General features: G+C 61.9%; 27 protein-coding genes and 1 tRNA gene. 20 read left to right on the top strand and 8 right to left on the bottom strand.

What is annotated here, in order from left to right; all coding sequences use genetic code 11:
- Positions 1-182: 182 nt before the first annotated feature.
- Positions 183-2,522 (top strand): hypothetical protein, encoded by a 2,340-nt coding sequence (locus OOJ09_RS23530; protein WP_269907499.1) that lies wholly within the window; start codon positions 183-185, stop codon positions 2,520-2,522.
- Here the strand turns inward: OOJ09_RS23530 and OOJ09_RS23525 are convergent.
- Positions 2,519-2,887 carry an acyltransferase family protein gene (locus OOJ09_RS23525; RefSeq protein ID WP_269907498.1) on the bottom strand — a complete coding sequence of 123 codons (369 nt, stop codon included), beginning with the start codon at positions 2,885-2,887 and terminating at the stop codon, positions 2,519-2,521. The genes OOJ09_RS23530 and OOJ09_RS23525 overlap by 4 nt on opposite strands.
- A gap of 314 nt (positions 2,888-3,201) precedes the next feature.
- Between OOJ09_RS23525 and OOJ09_RS23520 the strand changes: the two genes are divergently transcribed.
- From OOJ09_RS23520 to OOJ09_RS23495, 6 genes are read left to right on the top strand one after another with little or no spacing between them, the layout of a single operon-like run.
- Complete coding sequence (locus tag OOJ09_RS23520; protein WP_269907497.1) at positions 3,202-3,981, top strand: terminase small subunit; 780 nt, start codon at positions 3,202-3,204, stop codon at positions 3,979-3,981.
- A gap of 17 nt (positions 3,982-3,998) precedes the next feature.
- The gene (locus OOJ09_RS23515; RefSeq protein ID WP_269907496.1) at positions 3,999-4,262 is read left to right on the top strand and encodes a hypothetical protein; all 264 of its coding nucleotides are present in this window, start codon (positions 3,999-4,001) and stop codon (positions 4,260-4,262) included.
- Between the two features lies 1 nt (position 4,263).
- Complete coding sequence (locus tag OOJ09_RS23510) at positions 4,264-4,848, top strand: hypothetical protein (protein ID WP_269907495.1); 585 nt, start codon at positions 4,264-4,266, stop codon at positions 4,846-4,848.
- Entirely contained in the window at positions 4,848-5,522 is a 675-nt protein-coding gene (locus tag OOJ09_RS23505; protein WP_269907494.1) for a hypothetical protein, read from the top strand. The genes OOJ09_RS23510 and OOJ09_RS23505 overlap by 1 nt, the downstream gene beginning before the upstream one ends.
- Entirely contained in the window at positions 5,519-5,839 is a 321-nt protein-coding gene (locus OOJ09_RS23500) for a hypothetical protein (RefSeq protein WP_269907493.1), read from the top strand. Before OOJ09_RS23505 ends, OOJ09_RS23500 begins: the two co-directional genes overlap by 4 nt.
- A 3-nt stretch (positions 5,840-5,842) precedes the next feature.
- Entirely contained in the window at positions 5,843-8,338 is a 2,496-nt protein-coding gene (locus OOJ09_RS23495) for a D-alanyl-D-alanine carboxypeptidase family protein (RefSeq protein ID WP_269907492.1), read from the top strand.
- Between the two features lie 91 nt (positions 8,339-8,429).
- On the opposite strand, the gene OOJ09_RS23490 is transcribed toward OOJ09_RS23495, so the two are convergent.
- Positions 8,430-8,669: a helix-turn-helix domain-containing protein gene (locus OOJ09_RS23490; protein WP_269907491.1), complete on the bottom strand. Its 240-nt coding sequence runs from the start codon at positions 8,667-8,669 to the stop codon at positions 8,430-8,432.
- Between the two features lie 140 nt (positions 8,670-8,809).
- Here OOJ09_RS23490 and OOJ09_RS23485 point away from each other — a divergent pair, with 140 nt between their 5' ends.
- From OOJ09_RS23485 to OOJ09_RS23475, 3 genes are all read left to right on the top strand, one after another.
- Entirely contained in the window at positions 8,810-9,097 is a 288-nt protein-coding gene (locus OOJ09_RS23485; RefSeq protein WP_269907490.1) for a hypothetical protein, read from the top strand.
- Between the two features lie 141 nt (positions 9,098-9,238).
- Positions 9,239-9,505, top strand: a complete 267-nt coding sequence (locus OOJ09_RS23480; protein ID WP_269907489.1) for a pyocin activator PrtN family protein — start codon at positions 9,239-9,241, stop codon at positions 9,503-9,505.
- Positions 9,506-9,819: 314 nt separating this feature from the next.
- Positions 9,820-10,299, top strand: coding sequence for a toll/interleukin-1 receptor domain-containing protein (locus OOJ09_RS23475; protein ID WP_333474480.1), 480 nt, complete (start codon positions 9,820-9,822; stop codon positions 10,297-10,299).
- A 125-nt stretch (positions 10,300-10,424) separates the two neighbouring features.
- Here the strand turns inward: OOJ09_RS23475 and OOJ09_RS23470 are convergent.
- Positions 10,425-10,514 (bottom strand) — tRNA-Ser (locus OOJ09_RS23470).
- Between the two features lie 368 nt (positions 10,515-10,882).
- On the opposite strand from OOJ09_RS23470, the gene OOJ09_RS23465 reads away from it, so the two are divergent.
- The 4 genes from OOJ09_RS23465 (at position 10,883) to OOJ09_RS23450 (ending at position 13,954) form a co-directional block, all read left to right on the top strand.
- A complete protein-coding gene (locus OOJ09_RS23465) occupies positions 10,883-11,602 on the top strand; it encodes a hypothetical protein (RefSeq protein WP_269907488.1) in 720 nt (239 codons plus the stop codon).
- 124 nt (positions 11,603-11,726) lie between these two features.
- A complete protein-coding gene (locus OOJ09_RS23460; RefSeq protein WP_269907487.1) occupies positions 11,727-12,050 on the top strand; it encodes a hypothetical protein in 324 nt (107 codons plus the stop codon).
- Between the two features lie 37 nt (positions 12,051-12,087).
- Positions 12,088-12,753: a peptide-methionine (S)-S-oxide reductase MsrA gene (gene msrA, locus OOJ09_RS23455; protein ID WP_269907486.1), complete on the top strand. Its 666-nt coding sequence runs from the start codon at positions 12,088-12,090 to the stop codon at positions 12,751-12,753.
- 211 nt (positions 12,754-12,964) lie between these two features.
- Positions 12,965-13,954, top strand: coding sequence for a BMP family lipoprotein (locus tag OOJ09_RS23450; protein WP_269907485.1), 990 nt, complete (start codon positions 12,965-12,967; stop codon positions 13,952-13,954).
- A gap of 66 nt (positions 13,955-14,020) precedes the next feature.
- Here OOJ09_RS23450 and OOJ09_RS23445 read toward each other — a convergent pair whose 3' ends face one another.
- Together OOJ09_RS23445 and OOJ09_RS23440 are read right to left on the bottom strand one after the other, a co-directional pair.
- On the bottom strand, positions 14,021-14,404 hold the full coding sequence (locus OOJ09_RS23445; protein WP_269907484.1) for a hypothetical protein: 384 nt from the start codon (positions 14,402-14,404) through the stop codon (positions 14,021-14,023).
- A gap of 18 nt (positions 14,405-14,422) precedes the next feature.
- Positions 14,423-14,632, bottom strand: a complete 210-nt coding sequence (locus OOJ09_RS23440; RefSeq protein WP_269907483.1) for a SlyX family protein — start codon at positions 14,630-14,632, stop codon at positions 14,423-14,425.
- Positions 14,633-14,844: 212 nt separating this feature from the next.
- On the opposite strand from OOJ09_RS23440, the gene OOJ09_RS23435 reads away from it, so the two are divergent.
- From OOJ09_RS23435 to deoA, 6 genes are all read left to right on the top strand, one after another.
- Positions 14,845-16,377: an ABC transporter ATP-binding protein gene (locus OOJ09_RS23435; protein ID WP_269907482.1), complete on the top strand. Its 1,533-nt coding sequence runs from the start codon at positions 14,845-14,847 to the stop codon at positions 16,375-16,377.
- Complete coding sequence (locus OOJ09_RS23430) at positions 16,374-17,513, top strand: ABC transporter permease (protein WP_269907481.1); 1,140 nt, start codon at positions 16,374-16,376, stop codon at positions 17,511-17,513. Before OOJ09_RS23435 ends, OOJ09_RS23430 begins: the two co-directional genes overlap by 4 nt.
- Before the next feature lies 1 nt (position 17,514).
- Positions 17,515-18,486 carry an ABC transporter permease gene (locus OOJ09_RS23425; protein WP_269907480.1) on the top strand — a complete coding sequence of 324 codons (972 nt, stop codon included), beginning with the start codon at positions 17,515-17,517 and terminating at the stop codon, positions 18,484-18,486.
- A 63-nt stretch (positions 18,487-18,549) separates the two neighbouring features.
- Positions 18,550-18,942, top strand: coding sequence for a cytidine deaminase (gene cdd / locus OOJ09_RS23420; RefSeq protein ID WP_269907479.1), 393 nt, complete (start codon positions 18,550-18,552; stop codon positions 18,940-18,942).
- 13 nt (positions 18,943-18,955) lie between these two features.
- Positions 18,956-19,765, top strand: a complete 810-nt coding sequence (locus OOJ09_RS23415) for a purine-nucleoside phosphorylase (protein WP_269907478.1) — start codon at positions 18,956-18,958, stop codon at positions 19,763-19,765.
- 142 nt (positions 19,766-19,907) lie between these two features.
- Entirely contained in the window at positions 19,908-21,227 is a 1,320-nt protein-coding gene (gene deoA, locus OOJ09_RS23410) for a thymidine phosphorylase (protein ID WP_269907477.1), read from the top strand.
- Here deoA and OOJ09_RS23405 read toward each other — a convergent pair whose 3' ends face one another.
- From OOJ09_RS23405 to OOJ09_RS23395, 3 genes are all read right to left on the bottom strand, one after another.
- The gene (locus OOJ09_RS23405; protein WP_269907476.1) at positions 21,228-21,791 is read right to left on the bottom strand and encodes a TIGR02281 family clan AA aspartic protease; all 564 of its coding nucleotides are present in this window, start codon (positions 21,789-21,791) and stop codon (positions 21,228-21,230) included. It abuts the gene before it with no gap.
- Between the two features lie 218 nt (positions 21,792-22,009).
- Positions 22,010-22,639, bottom strand: a complete 630-nt coding sequence (upp, locus tag OOJ09_RS23400; protein WP_010911460.1) for a uracil phosphoribosyltransferase — start codon at positions 22,637-22,639, stop codon at positions 22,010-22,012.
- A 148-nt stretch (positions 22,640-22,787) separates the two neighbouring features.
- Complete coding sequence (locus OOJ09_RS23395) at positions 22,788-23,762, bottom strand: adenosine deaminase (protein ID WP_269907475.1); 975 nt, start codon at positions 23,760-23,762, stop codon at positions 22,788-22,790.
- Positions 23,763-23,886: the final 124 nt, after the last annotated feature.

The following is a 23,886-nucleotide window of genomic DNA, read 5'->3' as shown; positions in this document are numbered from 1 at the left end:
AATGTATAACTTTGTATAAGGCGGAGAATCTCGACACAGTGTCGCGCCTAGCTGGCGAGGACCGCGATCGTTCGGCGCGCCTTAGCTTTTGCCGACTGGTGACAACCGAGTTCGACCAGCAATTCTAGCTCCCAACCATCTGCACCTATCGTCGCGCTCAAATTCATTGGGCGCGAGATCATATGACAGTTGCAAGCGAAACAAACCGTTCCGGCCCTTACAATGGCAACGGTGTCACGACCGTTTTCGACTACGAATTTCGGATCGTGAGCGAAAACCACGTCAAGGTCATCAAGGCTGATGCGGCGGGCATCGAAACAATCCTGACCATCGACGCCGACTACATCGTTTCCGATGTCGGCAACTCAGCTGGCGGGCAAGTCGCGCTCACTGCTCCGCTGCCTGCCGGGCACAGATTGACCCTCCTGCGCAGCGTGCCTTTTACGCAGGAGACCGATCTCCAAAATCAGGGCGCGTACTACGCCGAAACGGTCGAGGCCTCGTTTGATCTCGCGGCCATGCGCGATCAGGAATTGCAGGAGCAGATCAGCCGATCCTTGCTAATCCCGGCGTCGGAAGACCCCGCCCAGCTTACCGGCTTGGTTGGCGACATTCTGCGCCTCGCTGACAGCGCCGACGAGATCGACGCCCTGGCGAACAATCTTGATAGTCTTGTGAAGAAATCGGACGCATCGACAAGCGGCTTTGGATTTGTCGTTGACGAGGACGATATGGCTTCGAACAGCGCCACTAAGGTTCCGACGCAGCAGAGTGCAAAAGCTTACGTCGACCGGCGGACGATGGGCGTGAATATCTTAGCGTTCGGCTGCAAACCGGACAATGGTGCGACAGACAATCTCGCCCCATTCCTGGCCGCCGTCGCCTTTGCCGTGGCTGGCGGCTTTGCGCTGTATGCGCCGTCTGGCGGGACCTATCATTTCTCCGCCAAGGTCGACATACCGGCGCTGACAGGAGGCCAGCAGCTGACCATTCGCGGTGCAGGGGCGGAGGCGACTGTCTTCCACTGGCCGAACGCCAATGGTGGAATGCAAGCCACACTAGTCAATGATGGATGGTGGACGCGGAGCCCGCAGGGCAACCCATTCCAGATCGACGGCGTGACTTTTTCGACCGGCGTAGAGGGTGGTGGCGTGGGCCTCAAGGTCATCGCCAACCGCCTTGAAGGCCGACCGGCACCCACACTACTTTATTCAGATATTGTGTTCCGAGGCTCGGGCGGCACTTATCGCTGGGATACCGGTCTCTACATGTCGAAGGCCAGTCAAAACCATGTCAGCAACGTGCGCTGGTTCGGCAAAGTCCTAACGCAGGCCGGAACGTTCTTCAAAATCAGTTCTGAGGCCGATGCGACGCATGACCCGGTGGCGCACTTCTTCAATGGCTGCGAGGGCACCTACGCTGACAAGTGGCTGGATGCCGGGGATGACGTCGAAGGCATCCACATCATCAATTGCGACGGGGTGTCGGTGAATTACGGTGTCAACTGGGTCGTATCCATCACTGGCAGCGAAAGCCAACTGGCGATGGCGAACTGTCATATCAATGCTGTCATTGCCGCAGCCAATCTACAGGGCATCTTCCATTCGCATATTGTGGGCAACCTGTTTTTCACGCAAGGCGATGGCATCGTGATGAACCGGGTGGGCTACAATACTATCGCCAATAATGTCATCTCGGGACCCGGCGCAGGGGCGGGATCGGCCATCAGCATCGGGACAGGCGGTGGTGGTTGGTCAGCCACATGGAAGAATACGGTCACCGGAAACGACCTTAGAGACTTCACCAACGGTATTGTGGTCGGAACCGGCGTGACGGGTGTAAAGACCGGCATCAACTCCTTTACCAATATCACGAATGAGCTTGTCGACACAGACGGCACGAACGACATGCTGGACCGCGTTCAGCTTATCGGGGCCAACCTTACCCCCAAGGTTGCCGATGGGGTTGCGCTCGGAACAGCGGCACTCCCGTTTTCAGATGTGTTCTTGGCTACGGGCGGCACCCTGGACTTCGCCAATGGTAATGTAAGGCTCGTTCAACAGCCTAGCGCGCTCATTTTGCAGATCGGCGGCGCAAATGCATACGCGATCGCTCCGACCGTCATGAGGCCCACGGCCAATGACGGTGCGGCGCTTGGTGCCCCGACCATCGCCTGGTCTGATCTGTTCCTAGCTACTGGCGGCGTGTTGAACTGGGCAAACGGCGACGTCACGATAACGCATTCGACCGATGCTCTTGCGTTCGCAGGGGCGGCCAACGGCTATTCCTTCGACCAGCCAATCAAGATAAGCGGTAACCAGATCATCAAGGCACGCGAGATTGGCTGGACTGCTGGCACCGGCACAGCAAATAAAGGGGCATTCGCATCCTATGCCGGTCAGACGCACACTGGCGCTTACGTGCAGGCCACGGTGCAGGCACTTGATGATGCCGCAAGGAATGCTTCACAGCGCATCAAGGCGATTGAGGATGCTCTGCGGGTACACGGCCTGATCAACTAGGGACGCCGCCCCTCGACCGCCTCATAGCGTCGCTTGAATTGGGCGATCCATTTTTCGAAAGCGAAATAGCTGATGCTCGCGGCAACGACCGTGAGTGTCAGCGCTGTCAGCCACATGAGCCAGTAGTCTCCGGCTGAGTTCGCGGGGGCGATCGGATGGCCAAGCATCTTCGTCACTCTGCCAACTGAATAGCCGATGAAAACAAAGTGGAAGACGTAAAGGCCATAGGAGATGCGGCCCAGATATCGCATGGGTGATGTCGAAAGAACTGCAAGGAAGGCAAAAAAACGAAGGCCATCCAGAGGTGCAATATAAAGACGCGGCGATATTGTATTCTCTTCTACAACGTTTTGCTGAATATTCACCCCAAGCCCCCGAGAGGCGCTTCTTCTAGCTGAGGATTTTTACCTTAGCAACCCTAAAGAGGTGTCCTCAGGGCGGCTTTACATTCGCCTCATCGACCACCGTCCCAATGGGCCCGGATTACCGGATTACCCGGATCGATTTCAGCCACCTCTATGGGTTTCGCAGTATGCGTACATATACAGGCGGCTCTACTGCGAAATTTCCACGTTTGGATAAAACTGATCCGGGTAATCCGGTAATCCGGGAGCTTCACAAAAGCTAATTTTGTATAAGGCGGAAAGTCACAGCAACCATGCGCTGATAGCGGTTGCCCATGGCACTCACGCACAAGCAGCGGCGGTTCGTTCAAGAATATCTGAGGTCGGAGACGGCCACGGAAGCCGCCTTGCGCGCGGGCTATGCATCGTCATCTGCGGCGGTCATGGCGTCACGTATGATGGATGATCCCGACATTCTGGCCGCGATTGAGGAAGGGCAGCAGAAGCGCCTGGATCGCGTCGAGGTAGATGCGGACTATTTGCTTGATCGGTTGCATGAAGAAGTCGAGGCCGATCTACTCGACTTGTACGATGAAACAGGAGACCTTCTGCCGGTCGAGGAATGGCCTCCGATCTGGCGAAAGGGCCTGGTGGCCGGCATTGAGATCGAGGCGCTGTTTGACGGGCGCGGCGAGGATCGCAAGCGGATAGGCTCGATCAAAAAGATCAAACTCTCCGACCGCGTGCGCCGACTGGAAGCTATTGGGCGGCACGTCTCGGTTGCCGCATTCCGCGATACCCTGGAAATTAAGGGCCTGGACGGCCTTGCCGACCGCCTAGCGCGCCTTTCACGTGCTCAAGCTGCCGGAGAGGCGGAGAGGCCTGCGCCGCCCGCTGAGGCTCTTCTCACGCCAGAACCTACCCCAGGGCCAAAGATCACGCCGAAGCCCGAACAAGCGCCCGCGCCTTCGCCGGCTGTTGTGGCCGATTGGGAGGGGCCGAAGCATCCCGCTCCGTATCAACCAATCCTGCCATACCCTGAACGTCAGGGCTTTGCCGACACCGAATACGAGAATGATCAGGACGGGTTTCTAAGCGCCCGCCGCAACACCTGAAAGAAAGGGAAAGACTGATGGCAAGCATAGCCACCAACATCGCGACGATCCAGACGAAGGCAACAGAGCTTGACGCGTTGATTATTCAGGTCCGCGCGGCCAAGGCCGTCATTGACGCCGCTGAGGTCGAAATCAGGCGGGCTCGCCCGGCGTCCGATACGCCGCGCGCTTATCAGGAGCGCCTTGCTCTAGTCGCGCTGGATGCGATGGGGAAGCCCTCCATCGCAGGCGACAAGACAATCGCCGAACTCGCCGCCGCAGCTTGGGCAGGAGTGGCCTAAGATGGACCAAGCAACGTCACGAGAAATCGGCGAAAAGATCGCCGGGCTGGATAGGCTCGTCACTTCGTTAGGCCTGGAATTCGATGATGTCGCAGTCAATGCGGTTGCTGGCGTTCCTGACGCGGCCCGCAAAGCCGCCGAAATCAATCTACGGCTGGAGCGACTGGCTGTAGATCGCCGCATCCTGTCGAGGGCGCTCGATCGCGCTCATGAGGCCGAAGCCGCCGCCCATGAGGCTAAGGCGGAGGCCGTGCGCCAGAACCACCTCGACACGGCCAAGAGCCACGCAAATGGCCTCCTGGCCGCCGCAGGACGCATTGATGCGGCGATCGATGCATTCGCTGCCGCATTGCCTGACCTGAGCGAGCATGAACTAGCCATTCGCCAGCATCTAGGTCGCGCAGAATTCCGTTTGTCGGGTAGCGTCGTCGGCCAGATGGGTCTGGCTGTCATGGCGATAGACCGGCTGCATAGGCTCGCCGACGGCCGTGCGCGGCTATCTGGTTCAGGCAAGTCCGTCGCCGAAATCGCGTCTTCGGCGTGGGCCGTCTTGCTTGCTGACAAAAGCGAACAGGAGGCCGCGTGATGGCTGAGATAGACGCCGCAAGCGTCCTGTTTCCAAACGACGTACCTTCGAGGCCTGCGTCGGTGCCGGAATGGGCGCACGCACAGCGTACAGCTGCGGAGCAGCGCTTGGTGGGCAATCACGGCAAGCCCGACGCTGCCGCTGCCGTTGCGTTCCCGAGTGAGCGCAAGGCTGATGCCTCACCTCCTGCCGGGGAAAAGTCTGATGATCCCGCCGCAGTGCTTTTCAAGGATGATGCGGCCAGGAAGGGGGTGGACTACGAGCGCGCCGTTGGCGGCGAACTGGATCAGTTCACGCTCGACGCGATGAAGGACGGCGATACTGAGCGGGCGAGCGCTTTGAAGGCAGCAACGGCAGCGCTTAGTGAGGATTTCCGCGCAGCCGGAACCGAACCGGCGACGATTGAGGAGGCTTTTACTATCGTTCGGCAGAGCGCCGACAGCTTCTCCCCACCTACGCCCGAGCAGATCGAGGCCGGCTTTGTCGCGGGCATGTCCGAACTGTCGGCTTCCGGCGTCACAGAGGCCGATATCGGCATTGCTCGCCGTTTCATTGCCGACATGGAGAGGGTCAGTCCCGGCGTCGTCGCCAGCCTGGAGCGTCATGGCGCGGGCAATGATCCGCGCCTGGTGAGGTCAGCGATCAAGGAAGCCAAGAGGCGCGGCTATAGATGACCGTCTGTCCCTGCTGCAAAGCCGCCGTGACCGTGGAGGCGCTTGATAATCTCATTACCTCACATGAGATCAGGGGCCTCGACCGTGCCGTTCTGCAAGCCGTCTGGCGCGGCAGAGGAATGCCGGTCACGCCCAACGTCTTGTTCGATGCGATGTACGCCGATGACCCCGATGGCGGTCCGTCGCCGACGCGCATGTACATTGCTCTGAAGAAGTCACTCTCAAGGCTAGAGGTCTGGCTCGAGGGTTCCGGCGTTTCAATTGTCGAAGCTGGATTTCGTCAGGGCTATCGCCTCGCAATCACCACGGGAGAATAGTAAATGCCGCGCGTTCCTGAATACCAGTCTGACGTTTCGATGCGCCCGATCTTCCAACAGGAGTTGGACGCCAACGCCAATGCGGAAGCCTTCGGCGCGGGCATTGGTCGCGGCATGCAATCGGCAGCGCGCGGTCTCGACATGGCCGGCGATGCCATCGCCCAAGTCAGGGCGCTTGAGGATGAAGCAGCAGTACGCCGCGCTCGGAACCAATACATTACCGAGGCTGACGGCCTCAAATATGACCCCGATAGCGGCTTCTTGCAGAAGGATGGGCGGGCAGCGATCGACGCTTTCGATACATACAATCGCGACATCGGCGGCCTACGGAAAAGTGTAGCGGCGTCCGCCAAGCTCACGCCTGCGCAGCAGAACATGTTCTCGAAGGCTATTGATCCGCTTGAACTGGACAGCCGCCGCCAAGGGCTGGTGCATAAGGGACAGTCACTGAAATCCTACATAGTTGACGATCTGAAAAGCAGCATTCAGACGTTTGGCGATCAAGCGATGAAGAACGCCAACAACCCTTCGATGGTTCAGAAATACATCGCGGCGGGCCAATTGGAGTTGCGCCGGCAGGGCGAATTGCAAGGCTGGGGCGCGGATACATTGAAGCTCCAGGAAGCTGATTTCGTCTCGGGCGTTCACAAGAACATCGCGCTCCGCATCGCGCAGAAAGACCCTATCGCCGCCGACGAGTACATGAAGGCGAATGCCAAGCAGATGACCGGCGCGGATCAGTACGCGCTGAGCCAGTCGCTCGAAACTGAGCTTGTGCAGGAGAAATCCAAGCGCGAGGCTGAGGCGATCCTGTCGGGCGGTCGCGCGGCATCCACGCCTGATGCGTCCGGAGCTTCGCCGGCAAGCGGCGGCGGCGGGGCAAGGCGCATCGGACAGGCCGGGCCGACGCGGGCGCGCGCCTATCTGCAATCCGTCAGCAACAAGTCGCCGGGCGCGGTCGACAATCTCGACAACAGCTTCGCTACCAATCTCGCGGCGATGATGCAGGATGCGCCGCCCGAAATCCGCAAGGGTCTCGGCATCTATTCCGGCTATCGCTCGCCCGAACGGCAGGCCGAACTATTCAGCGCGGCGGTCAAGAAATATGGATCGGTCGCAGCTGCGCGCAAATGGGTCGCGCCTCCAGGCCGCTCGCAGCATGGCGAGGGCCGCGCGGTCGATCTCGCCTACAATGGAACGTCGCTGTCGCACGCGCCGCAAGAGGTGGTCGATTGGGTTCACCAGAACGCGGGCAAGTACGGCCTCTATTTCCCGATGAAGTACGAGCCATGGCACATCGAGCCGAAGGGTTCGCGCGGCGGTGCGCAATTCGCCGGCACGGTCGCGCCTCGCAACAACAGCATCGCCCCGCGCTCGGTCGCGCCGTCATATGATGACATCGAGACCAAGCTCAACGCGATCTCCGATCCTGATGTGAGGGACGCCACGCGCAAGCGGCTCTATTCGGCCATGGAGGCTCAGAGCAAAGCCCAGGAGGCGAATGAGAAGCAAGCCAAGGCCGAAATGTGGAAGTACATCGATCAGGGCCAGACGCCCGATCAGGTGCCTATGGAAGTCCGTCAGGCGGCGGGCATGGCGGCTGTTTCGGCAGCGTGGAGCTATCAGGAAGCCGCGAACCGGGGCCGCGATGTCAATAGTGATGAAAAGCTGCTTTACGACATGCGCAAGTACGCCGCGACCAACCCGACCGATTTCGCCAACGTCGACCTGAACGACTACCGCGACCGTCTGTCGAAGGACGCGATCAAGGAACTGACGGGCAACCAGACCACGGCGCTGACCGATCAGAAGAAGGCGCGCGAGAACGGGATCAATCTGACAGAAGCGTTCTCCCAGGCACAGACGCAGCTTGAAGCTGTGGGCATTACCACGACCGGGAAGCAGGACAGCGCGCGAGAAGATGCAGCCAAGCGCGTTGCGCAATTCCAGAACGCATTGGCCGCGCAAATGGAAGAGTTTAAACGCACCAGCCAGAAAAACCCGAACCAGCTCGAAATTCAGTCGATGATCAACCGCCTGCTCCTGCCGGTGGTGATCAAGGACGGCGCAGCGCCGCCGTCATACGGGCTGATCCCCAATCCGTTCACGTCTGCCGCAAACCTGTTCAGCGGTTCAACGTCGCGTGAAGGCTTCGCATTCGAGGCCGGTCAGCGCGGCGACAACTCAACCGTCGATGTCGTTGTGAAGTACACCGATATCCCGATTGATCTGCGGCGCGGGATTTCGACCGATCTGGAGCGCGAGCTTGGCCGCAAGCCCAGCGAGGAAGAAGTGGTGCAGCGCTACGAGGATTTTGTGCAGGGGCGCGATCCAACTCCTATCGTGGAGCCCGCACCCTATGACTATGAAAATTCCTGGCCCAACCGGGCGCTACAGCCGCTTTCCTACCTGCCGGGAAAAGCGCTCATGTGGCTAGGTGATGAGATCGAGCAATTCGGCAACAACCATCAGAAGAAGGAGGACGGACCTGGGCGCTGAGCCAGCTAGCTTTCGCCCAGCGGCGCTTGCCTCCCGCTTTTCGATCTGTGACCGCCACAGCTTCGCGAATGTATAGCGCGCTGGCGTGCGGTCATGACCGCCTATCCCTTCGACGCACGCCGGCGCCTCCGCCGTTCTCCGGGATGAAGGCAACGCCAGCCTCCTCCAGCGCCATCTGAACAGCATTCACTGTCGCGATTACGCTTCGCTCGGTGCCGCGCGTCTCCATAAGCTTGATTGTTGGCGCGGACACTCCAGACTTCTCCGCGAGCTCATCGCGGGTCCAGTCCAGCAGCGCCCTAGCGGCGCGCATCTGTTCAGCATTGATCATTCGCTTTCCTCTCCGATATCTAAAAAAGATAGTACGATATCCAAAAAGGGTTGACAACCGGTCCTTTCTCGTTGACCATAATAGATAACGGATTATCTAAAAAGGATACCGTTGAGCGAACCAGACGGAAGGACGCAACTATGGACCGCAATGGCATTGTGTTCGAAGGCGAAATGAATTTCCTGGGCATCCTGTTGCAACAGGCGATGCTCTATTCCAAGGCGAAGATCGACGCGCTGCCCGACGACATCAGCGTTGATGACGAGTTCGCGGCGATCGACGCGGCGAGCGCGCCGGCTTTTGCCATCGCGCAAACGATCTCCTCTCTGCCAGCACAGAGCGAAACTGAAATCCGCATCAAGGCTACAGCTGCCGCCTGGATTGAAGGGACGTATTGGACGAATGCCAACTCTGGAACGCTGAACTGAAATCCGCCCTGGGCAAGGGATGACGGGCGTTGCGATCGCAACGCCCGTTGTTGCATTTATCGCAGCTCTTGCGGATGCGGTCGAAAGCAAGGCAAAAGCTCTACCGGGCAGGGGCGAAACCTACTGGAGCGAGGCTTTGATATGAACACCGCTTTCCTTCTGATGGCGCAATACAATGGCGCTGCGGTCATCCCGCTCGACGCGGTATGTCGCGACTATTTCCAGCACCTCACGCCGCAAATGCTCGCGCGAAAAACGACCGAGGGCGAGATTGATTTGCCCGTAGTGCGGATCGAGCACAGCCAGAAGGCGGCGAAGGGCGTGCATCTGCTCGACCTCGCTGCCTGGATTGACAAGCGCCGAGAGGCAGCGAAGAAAGAAAACGACCAGCTACAGGGGCGAAGGTAGGGGTGGCCTGATCAAGCGGGCGAATTCGCTTTGCGCTGCGCTTGAGAGCGCCGATGGTACCTGTTAGCGTCGGCCATATGGCAAGATGCACAGCACCAACACGTGGTCATCGCACAGCGAGTGCTAGGGCGGAATGCCCTGAATGCGGTGGTAGCTACGGCAGCCGCTACAGCGGCTATAGTAGGTCCAGCAGCTACGGGTCTTACTCTCCCCCGTACTACTCCTCTTTGTCCAGCAGCGGGGGCGGCCGAAGCAGCGGCGGCGGATCCGGCAGCGGCGCAAGGCCGAGGTGGTCACGAGCCGGTTCGTCCGTGGTGTATACTCCTGCCGAGGTGCGGGCACTCACGCCGATCCGCGAGACCGTCGAAAAGCGACCGCCCCAGGCTGATCGTCTAGATGTATTTCTTTGCCACGCATGGGACGACCGGCAGGGAGCCGCGAAGGAACTGCACGATCTGCTGGTGTCGCTCAGTGTTACCGTCTGGTTTAGCGAGAAGGACGTTATTCTTGGCTCTCCATTGCTGCGTGAAATTGACAGGGGACTAGCGAAGACGCGTGTCGGAATCGTACTGGTGACCCCTGCCTTTTTGGACCGCATCCAAAGTGGGGGCATAGCCGACAAGGAACTTTCGACACTTTTGGCGCGCGATTTGCTCGTTCCCATCGTGCACAACACGACCTACGAAGCTCTGCGCGATGTCAGTCCTATGCTCGCGTCGCGCAGCGGTCTGAGCACGGCGGAAAATCCGATGGCAGACGTTGCGGCCAAGCTCGCCGAGTTGGTCGCCCCCTAGCGGGTCGCCGGCCAGACGTCAGGGATTTGCCTCAATTCGTTGCAATCAAGCGCAATTCGCATAGGCGGGAAGGTTGGCGGGTAAATCGAAAATTGCCGTTTAACTCGTTGAATTTATTGATATAATGGCGGAGAGAGCGGGATTCGAACCCGCGTTACGGTCTCCCGTAAACACACTTTCCAGGCGTGCGCCTTCAACCACTCGGCCACCTCTCCGTCCTTGCATGTCGCGCCGGCCGGTTTCGCCACGCGGGTTGGGGATATGCATCTCCCTTGGGGCTGCGGTGCGGAAATTCCGCTCCATGGATGCCGCCAACCAGCTAACACCCTTCCCCTGCACCTGAGCCGTCAAAGCAACAGGCGCGGGGCTCATCTAGTCGATCCCGCGCCGAATGCCAAGCCATAACGGCGGTCTATTCGCTTTGCCGGCCACACAGCGTTTCACGACGCCGCCGGAGCACCCGTTTTGAGGCGCCGCCCCCCGAATGATGTGCACAGGCAAGGCCGCAAGGCCAGCCGCGCTTGACTTCGACCCCGGCCATCTGTCGAGTGACAGGGAGGCTTTGCGGGGGCATCGTCCGGGCATGACATCAAGCAGTGTAAATCCGGGCAATGGACAGACGCCAGCCGGACGGCCGGACAGCGGGCTGTCCTTCGTGCCGGTGGGCTGGCTCATCTTCGTCATGGCGTGGTCGGTCTATGGCCTGGCGTCGGCCTGGTGGCTGGTCGGGAATTCCGGCCTGCCGGACAAGATCTTCTATCTCGTCCTTGGCGGGCTCGCCGCCAACGTCGTCACCATCCTGTGGGGGCTTTACCTGCTTGGCCTCGCCTTCGGCCGCTCGGCGCGTTTCCCGCGCCATTTCACCATCTGGCAGATCGTCATTATCATCTGGCTGCTGGCGAGGCAGGCCTATGTGCTTGCCGTGCCTGATTTCGTCTTCTCGGCCAGAGGCCTGGCCATCACCGGCGCCGAGATCGCCATCGGCTTGCTCTGCATCTACCTGCTGCGCCGCGGTTCAGGCGCCGAGACCGTCTACGCCAAGCCGGAAACCGAAGCGCCGCCGGTCTTCGTTTCGATCGTCGCCGCCCTGCTCGGTATCATCCTTGGCGCGGTCATCGGCGCCGTCGCCGGCTTCTTCGCCGGTTCGGTGATCGCCGATGTCACCAGCATGAGCTGCTTCGAAGGCGCCTGCGGCTATTTCGCCGCGTTCATCGGCCTGGCCGGACTGGTGGTCGGTGCCATTGGCGGCGGCATTGTCGCGGTCTGGCTCGCTCACCGGCGCAGGCGCAGGCCAGTGGCATAGATCGGCTTCAAATTCGCGTATGGCGATTGCGAACCCGGCCTGCGCATTCTATCTCTCGTTCTGAAACGCGTGCCGAAAGGTCCTCGGGAGGAGCTTGAGCACCGGCCCGGGAAAAAGGTCTCGAATGTTTTGCTTCATCTTTCGTCTTGCCGCAATGGTCGCGCTGTCGATCTCCGTCATCATGGCGGTGCTCGACGCGACGCGCACGGTGGCGGCTTCGGCACTGGTTCTGACCCCGCTCAACACCAGCTGGCTGGCCGTCTCGCCGGACACGCGGGCCGCTTTCGAGACCTTCGTCCGGGCCAAGGCCGGCCCGCTGCTCTGGGACAGCGCCATCGCCTGGGTGCTTAACCAGCCCGGCTTCGCGGTTTTTGCCGTGCTGGCCTTCCTGCTCTATGCGATCGGTTACCGGCGGCAACGGCGCGCCGGACAATTCGCCGCCACCTGATCCGCTTCCTGCGCCACCCAGAGAAGGAAGACAGCGCATGTTCTTTCTCAGCGACATGCTGAACAAGAAGCTCCATTTGCCGAAGCCGTCCGAGGCTTTGCCGGGCCGCGCCAAGGCGATCCCGACCGCGCCAAGGCACTTCGTCTTGAAGCGCCCGCTCAAGGGACCCTACCCCGAAGGGCTGGACACGGCGATGTTCGGGCTGGGCTGTTTCTGGGGCGCCGAGCGGCTGTTCTGGCAGCTCGAAGGCGTCTGGGTCACGGCGGTCGGCTATGCCGGCGGTTTCACGCCCAATCCGACCTATCAGGAAACCTGCACCGGCCTCACCGGCCACACCGAAGTGGTGCTGGTGGTCTACGATCCCAAGGTCGTCTCCTATGCCGAGCTTCTCAAGCTGTTCTGGGAAAGCCACGATCCGACGCAAGGCATGCGCCAGGGCAATGATGTCGGCACCACCTACCGCTCCGCGATCTACACGCTCGGTGATGCGCAATTCAGCCCGGCAAGTGCTTCGCGCGACGCCTATGGGGCCTCGCTGCGCGGTGCCGGCCACGGCAAGATCACTACAGAGATCGCGCCGGCGCCGGTATTCTACTTCGCCGAAGCCGATCACCAGCAATATCTGGCGAAGAACCCTTATGGCTATTGCAACCTCAAGGGCACCGGCATTGCCTGCGCCATGCCGGCCGCCGCCTCCGCCTGAAGCCTTTCGCGCAAGGATCAAGCCGCGGCGCGGCCTCCCCGCGCCATGCTTTTCCAAAAGGTCAAAATTCCGCGTGAAATTTGTTTCGGGCCGTGCCAGATTGCCCTTGAGCGGGAGGGGAATACACTCCTGGCTGACGTCGCATGCCTGCCGGCGAACCGGGCAGGCGGGCGGTGCGTAACGGAAAAATAACCGACAGGGTGTGGATCACATGAAACGTATTGTTCTCGGCCTCCTGGCCGCAACCGCAATGGTTCTTCCGGCTTTCGCCGCGGACGTCCAGCCGGCCATCCTCTATGATCTCGGCGGCAAGTTCGACAAATCCTTCAACGAGGCAGCCTTCCATGGCGCCGAGAAATTCAAGACGGAAACCGGCATCGCCTATGTCGAGTTCGAGGTTTCCAATGCCTCGCAGCGCGAACAGGCGCTGCGCCGCTTCGCCGAGGACGGACGCAACCCGATCGTCATGGCGGGTTTCGCCTGGGAGGACGCGCTCAAGGCGGTCGCGAAGGAATATCCTGATCTCAACTTCGCCATCATCGACGATGCCGTCGACCTGCCCAATGTCCGCTCGCTGGTCTTCAAGGAGAATGAAGGCTCCTATCTCGTCGGCATCCTGGCGGCGATGGCCTCGAAGTCGAAGAAGGTCTCCTTCATCGGCGGCATGGACATCCCGCTGATCCGCAAATTCGAATGCGGCTATGTCGGCGGCGCCAAGTCGGCCGGTGCGACGGACGTTATCCAGAACATGACCGGTGACACGCCGGCTGCCTGGAACGACCCGGCCAAGGGCGGCGAGATCGCCAAGACGCAGATCGACCAGGGCTCCGACGTGGTCTATGCCGCGGCCGGCGGCACCGGCGTCGGCGTGCTGCAGGCGGCGGCGGATGCCGGCAAACTCGGCATCGGCGTCGATTCCAACCAGAACGGTCTGCAGCCCGGCAAGGTGCTGACCTCCATGATGAAGCGGGTCGACGTTGCCGTCTACACCGCCTTCATGGACGGCAAGAACGGCACCTTCAAGGGCGGCCTGCAAAATCTCGGCCTCAAGGAGGGCGGCGTCGACTACGCCATGGACGACAACAACAAGGCGCTGGTGACCGACGAGATGAAGGCGGCGGTCGAAAAGGCCAAGGCCGACATCATCGCCGGCAAGCTCGAAGTGCACGACTATACGGCTGACAACGCCTGCCCGTACTAAGCGGCGCGGACATCCAGCCATGATCTGCAAACCGCCGGGCGCAAGCCCGGCGGTTTTTGCTTTGGCCTACAGCTTGCCCGCCAGATAACCCAACCCGAAGGCCACGATCAGCCCGATGGCGACCGCAAATCCGCGCAGGCCACCAAATGCGTGCAGGCCGAAGCCATGCGGCCGCCGGGACAGGCCGCGGATCACCGCCGGTGATCTGGCATCGCCCAGCCCGGAACTGCGCATCTGCGGCAGGTCGCCGATGCGCTGCGTGATCTGCTGCCAGCGCTGTTGGCCGCCTGCCGGTTCGGCACCGCGGAAGACGTGCATGCGTTCGGCAAGCTGCACCACCGCGTCGCGGAAGGCGGGGTCGATCTCCAGATCGCGCTCGGCACGTTCGCGTTCCGCGTCGTTCATCAGGCCGAGCACATAATCGCCGGCCCTTGCGATGCGGTCGCTCATGGCTTGCGCTCCCCTTCCCTACCAGTGCGGCGGCTTGGTGATCGGCACGTCGGGTGCTGCCTGTTCCTCCAGCGCCAGGAAACGGTCGGTCAGTGCATCGAGCTTGCGCTGCATGCGCTCGATCACCTTCCACTGCTCGGCGATCTGGCCTGACAGTTCCTCGATGGTCTGTTCCTGTTCGGCGGCGCGAATTTCCAGCGTCGTCAGACGATCGGCGGGCATGGTCATTCAAAATCCCCGGTCTTGCACGCAATGCCTCGCGCCGCAGCGTTGCGACGGCCTGGCCATATTAGCAAATGTGTGGGCCCCGGCCACGTTGGAAATTGACAAGCGCACCGGGATTTGTCGAGAGTGAACGCCGCTCCGCCAATTGGCACGGGCGGAGCGTCATGCTAGGCATTTTGACCAAGCGATAAAAAAATAAGAGTGGGACAGGCTGCATGGCGCAAGCCGCAATCGAGCTGATCGGCATCAACAAGAGTTTTGGCGCCGTGCGCGCCAACCGCGACATCAATCTGGAGATCGCGCGCGGCACCATCCACGGCATTGTCGGCGAGAACGGCGCTGGCAAGTCGACGCTTATGTCGATCCTCTATGGCTTCTACCAGGCCGACAGCGGCGAGATCCGCGTCGGCGGCAAGCCGGCCTCGATCAAGACACCCAATGACGCCATCGCGCTCGGCATCGGCATGGTGCATCAGCATTTCATGCTGGTCGACAATTTCTCGGTCTTGGAGAACGTTATCCTCGGCGCCGAAAGCGATGCGCTGCTGAAGAGGAGCATCGCCAAGGCGCGCTCCGAACTGGAGCGTCTCGAACGCGAGTACGGGCTGGAAGTCGATCCCGATGCGATCGTCGAGGAATTGGCTGTCGGCCTGCAGCAGCGTGTCGAGATCCTCAAGGCGCTTTATCGCGGCGCCGAGATCCTGATCCTCGACGAGCCGACCGGCGTGCTCACGCCAGCCGAGGCCGACCATCTTTTCCGCATCCTCAAGCAGTTGAAGGAGCAAGGAAAGACGGTGGTGCTGATCACCCACAAGCTGCGCGAGATCATGGCCATCACCGACACCGTGTCGGTCATGCGCCAGGGCACGATGGTGGCGACCCGCGAGACGAAGAAAACCACGGTGGAGGAACTGGCCGAGCTGATGGTCGGGCGCCGCGTGCTGCTCCGGGTCGAAAAGGGCGAAGCCGCCGCAGGCGACGTCAAGCTCGCGGTCAAGAACCTGACGGTCAGGGATTCTCGCGGCGTCACCATGGTCGACGACATCTCCTTCGACCTGCGCGCCGGTGAGATCGTCGGCATCGCCGGCGTCGCCGGCAACGGACAATCCGAGCTGCTCGAGGCGATTTCGGGCATCCGGCGCGCCGTTTCCGGCTCGGTCATGCTCGACGGCAAGCCGATCGACCTCACAGGTGCGGCCGATCCCGGTGAGTTGCGCGACCGCGGCCTCGCCCATGTGCCGGAAGACCGCCATCATGTCGGGCTGGTGCTGGCCTTCGAGGAGAACGAGAATTCCATTCTCGGCTATCATGACGACCCCCGCTACCTGAAGGGGCCGTTCCTCAACATCGATGCCATCCGCGACGATGCCAGGGACAAGATCGCCAAATACGACATCCGCCCGGCGGACTGCCGGTTGAAGACCGCCAATTTCTCCGGCGGCAACCAGCAGAAGATCGTGCTCGCGCGGGAAATGGAACAAGACCCGGGTGTCTTGATCGTCGGCCAGCCGACGCGCGGCGTCGATGTCGGCGCCATCGAATTCATCCACAAGCGCCTGATCGCCATGCGCGACCAGGGCAAGGCGGTGCTGGTTGTGTCGGTCGAACTGGACGAGATCCGCTCGCTCTCCGACCGCATCCTGGTGATGTTTGCCGGCCGCATCGTCGGCGAACGCGGCCCGGAAACGACCGAGGGCGAACTCGGCCTGCTGATGGCCGGCGTCGAGCATCGGGGGGCAGCACTTTGAGCACGCCTTACGCCAAGTTGCCGGCCTGGGCCGACTACGGCCTGATCCCGGTGATCAATCTGTTCGTTGCCTTCGTCGTCGCCGGCTTCGTCGTGCTTCTGGTCGGCGAAAACCCGTTCCGCGCCGCCGTCATCCTGGTCGAAGGCGCCTTCGGCAAGGGGACCGGCATCGCCTTCACCCTCTTCTACGCCACCACCTTCATATTTACCGGGCTTTCGGTGGCGGTGGCTGCGCATTGCGGCCTGTTCAACATCGGCACCGAGGGGCAGGCCTACATCGCCGGCCTTGGTATCGCCGTCGTCTGTCTTGCCTTCGACAGCGTGCTGCCATGGTGGCTCACTTTCCCGCTGGCCATCGTCGCTTCGACGCTCGTGGGTGCGTTGTGGGCGCTTATCCCCGCCTATCTGCAGGCCAAGCGCGGCTCGCACATCGTCATCACCACAATCATGTTCAACTTCATCGCCGCCTCGATCATGGTTTTCCTGCTGGTAGGCCCATTGAAGCCGGCAGGGTCGCAGGCGCCGCAGACGCGCAACTTCCTCGCGGGCGCGGAATTGCCGAAGCTCAACTGGATCATCGAATTGTTCGGCGCCAAGATCCATTCGGCCCCGCTCAATGTCACCTTCCTGCTGGCGCTGATCATGGCCTTCCTTGTCTGGTTGCTGATCTGGCGCACCAGGCTCGGCTATGAGATGCGCACCTACGGTCACAGCCCGAAGGCGGCTCGCTATGCCGGCATTTCGGAGACCCGCATCATCATCACCGCCATGATGATCTCGGGTGCTCTGGCCGGCATGATGGCGCTCAATCCGGTGATGGGCGACCAGCATAATGTCGCGATCGACTTTGTCAGCGGCGCCGGTTTCGTCGGCATCGCGGTAGCCCTGATGGGCCGTCTGCACCCTGTCGGCATCGTGCTGGCGGCGATCCTGTTCGGCATGCTTTACCAGGGCGGCGCGGAGCTCGCTTTCGAGATGCCGGCGATCAGCCGCGACATGATCGTCATCATCCAGGGTCTGGTCATCCTGTTTGCCGGCGCGCTCGAGCATATGTTCCGGCCTTACATCCAGGCGCTGTTCGCTTCGTTCAGTCCGAGATCGGTTGGCATGGAAGCGGTCAAGGGGAAGGGTGCCTGAGATGGATGTCTTTATCGCCATCGTGCAGATACTCGACTCGACCATCCGCCTGTCGGTGCCGTTGCTGCTCGCCTGCCTCGCCGGCCTCTATTCGGAGCGCGCCGGCATCTTCGACATCGGGCTGGAGGGCAAGATGCTGGTCGGCGCTTTCGCCGGTGCCGCGGCCGCTTCCGTGTTCCATTCGGCCTTGCTCGGCCTCGGCATGGCCATCCTGATCTCGGTCGCGTTTGCCATGATCCACGGCTTTGCCTCGATCACCCATCGCGGCAACCAGATCGTCTCCGGCGTCGCGATCAATTTCATCGCGGCCGGATCGACCATCATCCTCGGCCAGGCCTGGTTCCAGCAAGGCGGGCGCACGCCAGCGCTGCAGCCGGGCGAGCGGTTCGACGCGATTGTCTGGCCGGGCGCCGAAGCGGTCAGGGACGTGCCGATCCTCGGACCGATCTATTCGCAACTGATCTCCGGCCACTCGATACTGGTCTATCTCGCTTTCCTGATGGTGCCGTTCACCTGGTGGGTGCTGTTCCGGACCCGTTTTGGCCTGCGGCTGCGCGCCGTCGGCGAGAACCCGGCCGCCGTCGACACCGCTGGCATTTCCGTTGCCTGGCTGCGCTACCGGGCGTTGATCTGCACCGGCATCCTCACCGGCATCGCCGGTGCCTATCTGTCGATGGTGCAGAATGGCGGCTTCGTGAAGGACATGACCGCCGGCAAGGGCTACATCGCGCTGGCCGCGCTGATCTTTGCCAAATGGAAGCCGGTCAACGCCATGTTCGCCTGCCTGTTGTTCGGCTTTCTCGACGCGCTGTCGATCCGCCTGCAGGGCTCACCGCTGCCCATCATCGGCAAGGTGCCGGTGCAGTTCATGCAGGCCCTGCCCTACATCCTGACCGTCATCCTGCTTGCCGGCTTCATCGGCAAGGCGATCCCGCCACGCGCCGGCGGCGTGCCCTACGTCAAGGAACGCTGAGCGGAATCCCGCGACCGCAGTGAGCGTCGGGTTTTGGACAAGATCATCGGAGACAACAACCGAATGTCGCATGAATTGTTCGAGGCGGCCAGGGCGGCCATGGCAAAGGCCTATGCGCCCTATTCGAAGTTTCCGGTGGGGGCGGCGCTTCGCACCGAGGATGGGCGCGTCTTTGCCGGCGCCAACATCGAAATTGCCTCCTATCCGGAAGGCTGGTGCGCCGAAACCACCGCGCTTGGCCACTACGTCATGGGTGGCGGCGGCAAGATCGTCGAAATCGCCGTCATTGCCGAACGCATGGCGAAATGCTCGCCTTGCGGCGGCTGCCGTCAGCGGCTGGCCGAATTCTGCCGGCCGGAGACAAAGCTCTATCTCTGTGACAATGCCGGCGTGGCCGAAACCGTGACCATGGGCGAGATGCTGCCCTACGGCTTCCGGGGCGATATCCTGAAATGAAGAGCTGGGTGCAATGATGGAAAAGGCGCTGGACCATCTCGTCGAGAGGCTGGACGGCCTGGCGCCGGCGGCCGCGCTGGTCCTGGGTTCGGGCTTGGGCGGGCTGGTCGACCAGATCGAGGACCCGATCCGTGTCCCCTATGCCGACTTGCCGGGTTTTCCCAGAAGCGGCGTCACCGGCCATGCCGGCGAAGTGGTGGCGGGGCTGTTTGCCGGCGTGCCGGTGCTGATGCTGTCCGGCCGCGCCCACTATTACGAGCACGGCAACGCGGCGGCGATGCGGCCGGTGCTGGAAGTGCTTTCCGGCATCGGCATCACAAAACTGATCCTCACCAATGCCGCCGGTTCGGTCGATCCGGACATGCTGCCGGGCTCGGTGATGCTGATATCGGACCACATCAATTTCTCGGGCACCAATCCGCTGATCGGCGAGCCCAGCGACCGCCGCTTCGTCGGCCTGACCGAAGCCTATGACGCCGGCATCCGAAAGGCGCTCGAGCGCGCGGCGAAGGCGACCGGCACCGCGCTTCACAAGGGTGTCTACATGTGGTTTTCCGGTCCGTGCTTCGAGACGCCCGCCGAAATCCGCATGGCGCGCATCATGGGCGCCAACGCCGTCGGCATGTCGACCGTGCCGGAGGTCATCCTCGCCCGCTTCCTCGGTCTGCGCGTCGCCGCCTGCTCGGTGATCACCAATCTGGCGGCCGGCATGACCGGGGCCGAGCTTTCGCACCAGGAGACCAAGGACATGGCGCCGATCGGCGGTGCGCGGCTGGCGACGATCCTGCAGCATTTGTTCCAGGAAGGCTTGCTGGATGGGTGAAGCGGTTTTTACCCTCGCCCTTGTGGAGAGGGTCGACGAGCGGGCACTGCCCGCCCGGCTCCGCCCTGTGGAACGGCCTTACGGGGCAAGCCACTGGTCTCGCGCGTCCTTCGGACCCCCGCAAGGGGAAAGGTAAAGCGCCATGCTTCCGCAAGAAATCATCCGCCGCAAGCGTGATGGCCTGAGACTGTCGGCGCAAGAGATCGCCAGCTTCGTCACGGGCATGACCGACGGGGCCGTTTCGGATGGCCAGGTCGGCGCCTTCGCCATGGCCGTGTTCTTCAACGGCATGAGCCGTGACGAGGCGGTGGCATTGACTTTGGCCATGCGCGATTCCGGCGACGTCCTCGACTGGTCGGACCTGCCCGGCCCGGTCACCGACAAACATTCCACAGGCGGCGTCGGCGACAATGTTTCGCTCATGCTGGCGCCGATCGTCGCCGCTTGCGGCGCTTATGTGCCGATGATTTCCGGCCGTGGCCTCGGCCACACCGGCGGCACGCTGGACAAGATGGACGCGATCCCCGGCTATGTCAGCCAGCCCGATATCGCGCTGTTTCGCAAGGCGGTGCTCGAAACCGGTTGCGCCATCATCGGCCAGACCGCCGATCTCGCACCCGCCGACCGCCGGCTCTATGCGATCCGCGACGTCACCGGCACGGTGGAATCGGTGCCGCTGATCACCGCTTCGATCCTGTCGAAGAAACTGGCCGCCGGCTTGCAGTCGCTGGTGCTCGACGTCAAGGTCGGCAACGGCGCCTTCATGGAAAAATCGCGCGACGCGACGACCCTCGCCAACAGCCTGGTCGAAATCGCCAACGGCGCCGGGCTGAAGGCCTCGGCATTGATCACCGGCATGAACGAGCCGCTGGCCTCGGCCGCCGGCAATGCCGTCGAGGTGCGCAATGCCGTCGATTTCCTCACCGGACGGCTTCGTGACCGTCGGCTGGAGGACGTGACGCTGGCGCTGGCCGCCGAGATGCTGCAGTCGGCGGGACTGGTGTCATCGAACCAGGATGGCATGCGCCGCGCCAGCGAAACCCTCGCCAGCGGCCGTGCCGCCGCCACCTTCGCGCGCATGGTGGCCGCTCTCGGTGGCCCCGCCGATTTCATCGAGAGGCCGGAAAGATATTTGCCGACAGCGGCGGCCGAGCTCGCCGTCAAGGCGACCGCAAACGGCTTCGTCACCGGCATCGCGACCCGCGACATCGGGCTTGCCGTGGTTGCTCTGGGAGGCGGGCGCACACGGCCGGACGACAAGGTCGACCTCGCGGTTGGCATCACCAGGCTGCTGCCGGTCGGCGCCGAAGTCAGGGCTGGCGAGCCCCTCGCATTGGTCCACGCCCGTTCGCCGTCCGATGCCGAGACCGCAGCCGCCGCCGTGCTCTCGGCCTATGCGATCGGCGCGTCGAAGCCGGCCTCCGACAAGTCGGTCATCAGGCGGATTCTGCCGCGCGGCTAGTTACTGGACGAGCAGCAGCGTACCATTCTCGGCCTGGTATTTGCTGAGCCGACTGAGGAAGCTCATGCCGATCAGGTTGGTGTGCAAAGCCCTGTCGTCGAGCACGATGACCTGGACGTCATTGACGGTAATGGTGCCGATCTGCAGCCGGTCGATCAATGCCACGGCAGCCTTGATCGTGCCGTTGGCGGTGTTGACCTCGTGGCTGAAATCGGAAGGGTTGAGCGACAACCCAATCCTGCGTGCCGTTGAGGCGTTGATGGCGACCAGCGTCGAGCCGGTGTCGATCATGCCGTCGACCTGACGTCCGTTCAGCCTGAAGGCCGACGAGAAATGCCCGCGCTCGTCCGCCGTGACGACAACCTTGCGGCCCAGCGGCAGCGGCGCCGCCGGCTTGTCGGGGACCGATACCAGGTTGACATCGGGCTGGGCTTCGACCGCAGGCCTGCTCGTCATCGTCGATTTCAGCAGGTTTTCGAGGATCCCCGGATTCGACTGATACACAATCGGTATCGATGCCGATGCACCGGCAAAAACGCCAAGAATGAGAAATTTGCGCAGCATGGATCGGCCTCGCCACATGATCCCGAAAATCGGAATCGATTTTCGGGATCATGCGCAAATCAAAGTGCTACAGCGTCCTTTGCGCGTTCAAATGGACGCACGGCGCTGTAGCGACCGCCAATCCTTAAGCCGAGATGGTGTTTGCCGTTTTAACGCGCGCCAGAACCGCGCCTTTGCGTAAACGTTTGGTAAATCGTACCAGGCAACTTTGCCTGGTACTACTTGGTCCCGTACATGCGGTCGCCGGCGTCGCCGAGGCCAGGCATGATGTAGCCCTTCTCGTTGAGCTGGCGATCGATGGAAGCGGTGAAGACCGGAACGTCCGGATGCGCCTTGGTGAAGCGTTCGATGCCTTCGGGCGCCGCCAGCAGGCAGAGGAAGCGGATGTTGGTGGCGCCGCGCCCCTTCAGCTTGTCGATCGCCGCGATCGCCGAATTGGCGGTCGCCAGCATCGGATCGACGACGATGACCAGCCGGTCGGCGAGATCGCTCGGCGCCTTGAAGAAATACTCGACCGCCTCCAGCGTTTCGTGGTCGCGGTAGAGGCCGATATGGGCGACGCGGGCCGCCGGGACTAGGTCGAGCAGGCCTTCCAGCAAACCGTTGCCGGCGCGCAGCACCGAGGCAAAGACCAGTTTCTTGCCCTCCAGCGTCGGCGCCTCCATGGTCTCGATCGGCGTTTCGATTGTCGTCGTCGTCAATTCGAGGTTGCGCGTGACCTCGTAGCCGAGCAGCAGCGAGATCTCGCGCAGCAGCCGCCGGAAGCCGGCCGTCGAGGTTTCCTTCTTGCGCATGATGGTCAGCTTGTGCTGGACAAGCGGGTGGTCGACGACGGTGACGCCCTTCATGATGTTCTCCTGATGCCTGTCGCCCGAAAGTGCGCGCATGGACCCTTTCGGACGCGCCGCGCTTCAAGCTGCTTGGGCGAACCCTAGCGGCAATGCGCCGGCCAAGGAACCGCTTGGCCTGCACCGACCACAGCTTTGTCGGAAGAAATCAGCGAGAGGCGCCGTTCAGGCGGGCAAGAAGCGCGGTCTTGGTCTTCCTGTCGACGAAGGCGGCTTCGATGGCGGTGCGGGTAACGGCGGTGAGCGCCTTTTCGTTCATCGAGAAATGCTCGGCGGCGATGTCGTATTCGCGCTTCAGCGAGGTCCAGAAATAGGGCGGATCGTCGGAATTCAGTGTCACCTTGCAGCCAGCGGCCCGCAGGGCCGGAAAGGGATGATCGGCAAAACTGTCGAACACCTTGAGCGCGATGTTGGAGCCGGGACAGCATTCCAGCACGACGCCCTCGTCGGCAATGCGCCGGACAAGGTCCGGGTTCTCGATGGCGCGCACGCCATGGCCGATGCGGGACGGGCGGATGTGATCGAGCGCCGCTTGGACAGTCTCCCAGCCCGTCAGTTCGCCGGCATGGACAGTAATGCCGAGCCCGGCTTCACGGGCGATCTCGAAAGCTCTGACATAGTCCTCCATCTCGCCTACCCGCTCGTCGCCGGCGACACCGAAGCCGGTGACCAGCGGATGCCCGCAGCGCGCGGCGAAGCGTGCCGCCTGTTCGATCGACTCGACGCCGACATGACGCACGCCGGTGACGATCATGCGGCCCTCGATGCCGGTCTTGGCCTTGGCCCGCGCCATGCCTTCGCCGAGCGCGTCGGTATAGGCCTTGGGTGACAACCCGGCCTTCCTGGCATGATCAGGCGAGGTGAAAACCTCGGAATAGATCGCCCCGTCGCGGGCGAGGCTGGTCAGATAATGATCGGCCAGCCGCGCATAGTCCTCCTCCGTCCGAAACAGATCGGAGGAAAAATCGTAAGCCGCGAGGAAGGACGTGAAATCGTGCCAGACGAATGAACCGTTCTGGATATAGGGAGAGGTATCCTTGCCATATTTCTGCGCCTGGCGGATGACGAGTTCGGGCGCCGCTGCCCCTTCAATGTGGCAGTGCAATTCCGCTTTCAAAGGCATTCAATCATCCCGTCGGTCAGCCCAGGTCTTGAAAACCCACCACCTGGAAGCGCGGCCGAACACCGCGCCTTAAACAATAGCGCCCGCACCATCGATCGGCTATGGTCCCGCCGGTTTTATGACG

The organism is Mesorhizobium qingshengii, assembly GCF_027563465.1.
Classification (GTDB): domain Bacteria; phylum Pseudomonadota; class Alphaproteobacteria; order Rhizobiales; family Rhizobiaceae; genus Mesorhizobium; species Mesorhizobium qingshengii_A.
This window is presented reverse-complemented; position numbering and strand designations above follow the sequence as displayed.